Below are 5,275 nucleotides of genomic sequence, written 5' to 3'. Positions count from 1 at the left end.
GGCCGGCTCTACCCCTGCTACGAGACGCAAGAAGAACTGGAGCGGCGGCGCCGGCGCCAGCTCGGGCGCGGCCAGCCGCCGATCTACGACCGGGCGGCGTTGAGCCTGACGGAGGCCGAGCGCGCCGCGCTCGAAGCGGAGGGGCGCCAGCCCCATTGGCGCTTCAAGCTCGACGCGCGCACCGTGGCCTGGACCGACCTCGTGCGGGGCGAGGCCCATGTGGATTGCGCCTCGCTCTCCGACCCCGTCCTCATCCGCGCCGACGGCAGCTACCTCTACACCCTGCCCTCCGTGGTGGACGACGCCGAGATGGGCATCACCCACGTCATCCGGGGCGAGGACCACGTCACCAACACCGGCGTGCAGGTGCAGATCTTCGAGGCGTTGGCCGCCACGGTCCCGGTCTTCGGCCATCACAACCTTCTGACCACGGCGGACGGGGAGGGGCTCTCAAAGCGCCTCGGCCACCTCTCGCTCCGGGGCCTGCGCGAGGCCGGCTACGAGCCGGGCGCCGTGCGCTCGCTGGCGGTGCTCACGGGCTCGGCGGAATCGGTGCGCGCCGTGGCGGGGCTCGACGAACTGGCCGCCCTCGTCGATCTGGCGCAGATCTCGCGGGCGCCGGCGAAGTTCGACCCGCACGAGCTCGACGGGCTCAACGCCCGCCTCGTCCACGCCATGCCCTATGCCGAGGTGGCCGAGCGGCTGGCGGCCCTCGGCGTCGCGCCGGAGCGGGCCGAGGCGTTCTGGGCGGCGGTGCGGCCCAACCTTGCCAAGGTCTCGGAGGCCGGCGACTGGTGGCGCGTCGTCGCCGGGCCCGTGACCCCGGTTCTGCCCGATCCGGCCTTCATCGGGGCCGCCGGCGCCCTCCTGCCGGCCGCCCCTTGGGACGGGGAGACCTGGAAGGCCTGGACGAACGCCGTGAAGGCCGCCACGGGGGCCAAGGGCAAGGCGCTGTTCATGCCGCTGCGCCTCGCGATCACCGGCCTGGAGCACGGGCCGGACCTCGCCGGCCTGCTGCCGCTGATCGGCCGGGACGCGGTGGCCCGCCGGCTGGCCGGGGAGGGGTGAGGCGCGCGGGCCCCTTGCGGTCCACGCGCACCCGCCCCGCCGGCACGGGTGGCTGTCGCCGGCGGGACGCCGCGCCTATATGCGGACCCGACGCGTTTTAATCCCGAGCCCTGGACCCGAATGAACACCGACCCCGCCCCGGCGGCACCGGTCGCGGCCGCGCCGCCCGCGCGGCCCGGCCTGGTGGCCACCTATCGCCGCCTCTGGCCCTATCTCTGGCCCCATGGCCGGCCCGACCTGCAGCGGCGCGTCTTCCTCGCCTTCGGCCTGCTGATCGTCGCCAAGTTCGTCACCATGGTGACGCCCTTCACCTTCAAGTGGGCCACCGACGCCCTGGTGGCGATGACGGACGCGAAGCCCGGGGCCGCCATCCCCACCGGCCTGCTCGCCGCGCCGATGCTGCTGATCGGCCTCTACGGCCTCTCGCGCATCCTGATGGCGGGGCTGACGCAGGTGCGCGACGGCCTGTTCGCCAAGGTGGCGATGCACGCCGTGCGGCGCCTGGCGCTCCAGACCTTCGAGCACATGCACCGGCTGTCCTTGCGCTTCCACCTGGAGCGCAAGACCGGCGGCCTGACCCGCGTGCTGGAGCGCGGGCGCGGCGGCATCGAGGAATTGTCGCGCCTGATGGTGCTGACGCTGGTGCCCACCATCGTGGAGTTCCTGCTCGTCATCGGCGTGCTCGCCTACGAATTCGACTGGATCTACTCCGTGGTCGTCTTCGTGATGGTGGCCGCCTACCTCGCCTTCACCTGGAAGGCGACGCAGTGGCGCATCGAGATCCGCCGCCGGATGAACAACTCCGACACCGACGCCAACACCAAGGCGGTGGATTCGCTGCTCAACTTCGAGACCGTGAAGTACTTCGGCGCCGAACTCCGCGAGGCCGAGCGCTACGACGTCTCGATGGCGAAATACGAAAAGGCCTCGACGCAGACCTACGTGTCGCTCGCCGTCCTCAACGCCGGCCAGGCGGTGATCTTCACCATCGGCATGACCATCGTGATGTGGCTGGCGGCCACCGACATCATGGCCGGGCGCACCACGCTCGGCGGCTTCGTGCTGGTCAACACCATGCTGGTGCAGCTCTCGATGCCGCTCAACTTCATGGGCATGATCTACCGCGAGATCAAACAGGCGCTGATCGACATCGACGACATGTTCCAGATTCTGCACCGCAACCCGGAGATCGCGGACAAGCCGGACGCGCTGCCGCTCGCCGTCTCGGACGGCGTGGTGCGGTTCGAGAACGTGCGCTTCGCCTACGACCCGGCCCGGCCGATCCTGCGGGGCGTCAGCTTCGACGTGCCGGCGGGGCGTACGGTGGCCATCGTGGGCCCCTCGGGGGCGGGAAAATCCACCCTGTCGCGCCTGCTGTTCCGGTTCTACGAGCCGCAAGGTGGCCGCATCCTCCTCGACGGACAGGACATCGCCACGGTCCGGCAGGCGTCCTTGCGTGCCGCCATCGGCATGGTGCCGCAGGACACGGTGCTGTTCAACGACACCATCGGCTACAACATCCGCTACGGCCGCTGGGACGCCACCCCGGCGGAGGTCCGCGCCGCCGCGTCGCTCGCCCAGATCGACCGTTTCATCTCGGCCCTGCCGGAGGGCTACGACACGCCGGTGGGCGAGCGCGGCCTGAAGCTCTCGGGCGGCGAGAAGCAGCGCGTGGCCATCGCCCGCACCATCCTGAAGGGGCCGCCGATCCTCGTCCTCGACGAGGCGACCTCCGCCCTCGACTCGTTCACCGAGCGCGAGATCCAGGACGCCCTCGACACGGTGAGCCAGGGCCGCACCACGCTCGTCATCGCCCACCGCCTCTCCACGGTGGTGAACGCCGACGAGATCATCGTCCTCGACAAGGGCGTCATCGTCGAGCGCGGCGACCACGCCACCCTGCTGGAACAGGACGGCGTCTACGCCGCGATGTGGAGCCGCCAGCGCGAGGCCGATGCCGCCCTGGAGATCCTCCAGCGCAACGAGGACGTGGTGCCGGCCGCCAAGCGCCCGGCCACCGTGCCGGCCGAGTAACCCGCCGTACCGGGACGCACCGCGCAGGGCCACCCGGTTGCGACCGGACAGCGGTGGCGCAGAGGGGGGCGGAGGGAGGCGGAGGGAGCCCGGGGATCCGGGTTCCGCCGTGCTTCCGGCGGCGCAGGAGGCAACCCGAACGGGTCCGGCGACTTGATAGGCCGGGCGCGATGGCGCTCGCCAGAAGGGACGCCAGCCATGCCCGGAACCGAGATCCGCCTTGCCCTCGACGCGATCCCGATTGGGGGGATGACGGAGGGGGCGGCGGGGGACGAGAAGGTGCTGTTCGTGCGCGACACTTCCGGCGTGCGGGCGTTTCAGGCCAAGTGCCCGCATCTCGGGGCGCCGCTCGCCAAGGGCGAGATCTGCGGTGGACGCCTCTACTGCCCCTGGCACAAGGCCGCGTTCGCGCTGGCCGACGGAAGCCTGGAGGAGCCGCCGGCCCTCGATTCCCTGACGCGCTACCCGGTCCGCATCGAGGGGACCGACGCCGTCGCGACCCTCACGCCGGAGCCGGCGCCGACGAGGACGGCGGGCACGACCGTGGGGAGCGTGCTCATCGTCGGCTCGGGTGCCGCAGCCGTCGCCTGCGTGAAGACGCTGCGCCGCGAAGGCTATGACGGCCGCATCACCATGGTCGGTCGCGAAGCGCACCCGCCCTACGACCGGACCAAGCTCTCCAAGCAATTCCTGGCCAAGCCGACCCCGCCGGAGAAGGTGCTGATCGAGCCCGATTTCGACCCGATCAACGCGGTCGACCGCATCACCGCGGAGGTCGCCAGGGTCGATCCCGCGCGACGCGACATCACCCTGAAGGACGGCCGGACCTTGAGCGCGGACGCGATCCTCGTCGCCACCGGAAGCCGGGCGGTGGTGCCGGACTTCCCCGGCAAGGACCTCGGCGGGGTCTTCACCCTGCGCAGCCTCGACGACGCGCTCCGCGTGAGCGAGGCGGCCGGCGAGGGCGGGTCGGTCGTGGTGGTGGGCGCCGGCTTCATCGGCATGGAGGCCGCCGCGTTCCTCACGAAGCGCGGACTGTCCGTCACCGTGCTGGCGCGCGAGGAAACGCCCTTCGCCAAGCGCTTCGGCGAGGCGGTGGGCGCGGCGCTGAAGCGGTACCATGCCGGCAACGGCATCACCTTCGAGACCGGTTCCGTCGCCAGGATCGCCGGCACCGACCGCGTCGAAGCCGTCGAGACGGAGGATGGACGGCGCCTTCCGGCCGACATCGTTCTCGTCGGGGCGGGCGCCCGTCCGGAAACCGGCCTGATCGCGGATGTCGAGCCCGACGAGGCCGGCGGCCTCGTGGTCGCCGGCGACCTCAAGCTCGCGGAAGGCGTCTGGATCGCAGGCGATATCGCGGCCTTCCCCGAGAAGGCGAGCGGCGAGACCGCGCGGATCGAGCATTGGCGTCTCGCGCAGCAGCACGGCTCGCATGTGGCCCATGCCATCCTCGGCCGGAGCGGCGTGTTCGCGGGCGCTCCGTTTTTCTGGAGCAACCAGGGCGACAAGCGCCTCGATTATGGCGGATACGCCAAAGGGTTCGACCGGATCGTCATGCAGGGGGACCCGGCCGCCCTCGACTTCATCGCCTACTACGTCACGGGCGACCGGGTGACCGCCGCCTGCAGCATCGGTCGCAACGGTGCCTTCACGGCTTTCCTGCACCTGCTCGGCCTCGGGCGTTTGCCCCCGGCGGCCGAGATCGAGGCCGGGGCGGACCTGCCTGCCCTTGCGCGAGGGGCCGCCTAGGATCTGACCGGCGACCTCTCCTTCAGCCGCGCGTGTCGTCCTGCGTTCCCACCGCCGTGCCGTCGCTGGGCAGGACGAAGATCTGGCCCGGGTAGATCAGGTCGGGATTGCGGATCTGGGGCTGGTTGGCGTCGAAGATCACCGTGTAGCGGGTGCCCTTGCCGTAGATACGCCGGCTGATCTGCCAGAGGCTGTCGCCCCGGACAATCCGCGCGGTGCCGATCTCCGGCACGTAGACCGTCGGGGTACCGCGCGACGGGCCCGCCTCGGGCATCGGCCGCACCGCCCCCGCCGCCGGCCCTCCGATGGGGGTGGGCCCCTCGGTGGAAGGTGACGCACGGTTCGGCGGCACCGCCGGGTTTGTTGTCGCCGCCGGGTTCGGCGGCGCCATCGCCGCGAGGGCGCCGGGCGCGGCGGCCGG

The 5,275-nt window shown here is 71.6% G+C and carries 4 protein-coding genes; 3 read left to right on the top strand and 1 reads right to left on the bottom strand.

The annotated features are described in order from the left end of the window. From K2X24_RS16410 to K2X24_RS16400, 3 genes are all read left to right on the top strand, one after another. Window positions 1–1,068 (top strand): glutamate--tRNA ligase family protein (locus tag K2X24_RS16410; protein ID WP_292499418.1); only part of this gene is annotated, 1,068 nt, incomplete at its 5' end. Between the two features lie 120 nt (window positions 1,069–1,188). Further along, on the top strand, window positions 1,189–3,102 hold the full coding sequence (locus K2X24_RS16405; protein WP_292499417.1) for an ABC transporter ATP-binding protein/permease: 1,914 nt from the start codon (window positions 1,189–1,191) through the stop codon (window positions 3,100–3,102). Window positions 3,103–3,300: 198 nt separating this feature from the next. After that, window positions 3,301–4,854: an FAD-dependent oxidoreductase gene (locus K2X24_RS16400; RefSeq protein ID WP_292499416.1), complete on the top strand. Its 1,554-nt coding sequence runs from the start codon at window positions 3,301–3,303 to the stop codon at window positions 4,852–4,854. A gap of 22 nt (window positions 4,855–4,876) precedes the next feature. Here the strand turns inward: K2X24_RS16400 and K2X24_RS16395 are convergent. Then, window positions 4,877–5,275, bottom strand: a 399-nt coding sequence (locus K2X24_RS16395; RefSeq protein ID WP_292499415.1) for a LysM peptidoglycan-binding domain-containing protein, incomplete at its 5' end; no start/stop codon positions are given.

This window comes from Methylobacterium sp. (assembly GCF_019750675.1).
Taxonomy (GTDB): Bacteria; Pseudomonadota; Alphaproteobacteria; order Rhizobiales; family Beijerinckiaceae; genus Methylobacterium.
Note: the sequence above shows the minus strand (reverse complement) of the source record. Positions and strands in the feature narration are given on the sequence as shown.